This is a genomic window from Bartonella sp. CE47NXGY, from assembly GCF_042195415.1.
Taxonomy (GTDB): Bacteria; Pseudomonadota; Alphaproteobacteria; order Rhizobiales; family Rhizobiaceae; genus Bartonella.
Genome location: NZ_JBHIOI010000185.1, coordinates 1 through 936 on the forward strand (window position 1 = coordinate 1; position 936 = coordinate 936).

The window sequence follows — 936 nt, forward strand, 5'->3', positions numbered from 1 at the left end:
TTTATAAACACTGGTTTATTCACAAATGCCTCCATACTGCCTATTGGCAAAAGTTATTTTCTAAGATATGGAGTGAATATATTTTCGTTTTACGGTAATGTCAACATAAAAATACCGTATAACGAAAATTATTTTATGAGTATTCATCTAAAGATTAGTGTGTTTTTATAGATATTTGGAGATTTTATGAAAGGTTATAAGACTGCCAAAAGAAAATTTTTACAATTGTCAAATGAAGAAAAAACAGCAGTTATCGCTTTTTTGATTCGATTAAAGTATGAAGAAACGCTAAAACTGCCCTCCGTTCTTCTTCATTGCAAGACGAATATAGATCATAAAAATCTTGATCTATCTTGCTTAAAGCCGGATACGGAGGATACTCCTTAAAGAAACTGTGTAGCTTCACTAGCTCTTCTGCGGTGATATCACGGTAGGCTTTAGAGTCAGAGTCATCAATCGATAATAAGCGCGTAATAGATGATGGACTCAATCCTAAATGTTGCCCTAAAGCCTTACGGCTTCCATGCCCCATTTCATTTAATTTTTCATTAATCCACATTTTTATTAGCTTTTGAAAATCCATTTTATTTTTCTCTCTTAAAATTATTAAATAATCAATATTGCGTATTACGAAAATTTTGCTTATATTTGCGTAATACGTAAATATATGACAGAAATTTTGGATTACATGATTACTCCAGCAGTTATGATTATAAAATATTTAGGTGGTGCAAAACGTGTGTCGTTGATTTCTCAATGCCATGTGTCTGCTGTTTATAAATGGACTTACCCCTTTGAAAAGCGAGAGGGTAAAGGCGGCATCATTCCAGCTAAATACCAAATTATGCTTTTAAATTATGCACGTGATCATGGGATAGATTTGCGTCCAGAAGATTTTTTTTATCCCGAGCGCTTGCAGAGATTAATGCAAGAGCA

General features: G+C 33.1%; 2 protein-coding genes. One reads left to right on the forward strand and one right to left on the reverse strand.

What is annotated here, in order from left to right:
* Nucleotides 1-250: 250 nt before the first annotated feature.
* Complete coding sequence (locus ACFIL3_RS10545) at nt 251-583, reverse strand: hypothetical protein (RefSeq protein ID WP_375626997.1); 333 nt, start codon at nt 581-583, stop codon at nt 251-253.
* Nucleotides 584-688: 105 nt separating this feature from the next.
* Here ACFIL3_RS10545 and ACFIL3_RS10550 point away from each other — a divergent pair.
* Nucleotides 689-936, forward strand: a 248-nt coding sequence (locus ACFIL3_RS10550) for a hypothetical protein (protein WP_375675379.1), incomplete at its 3' end; no start/stop codon positions are given.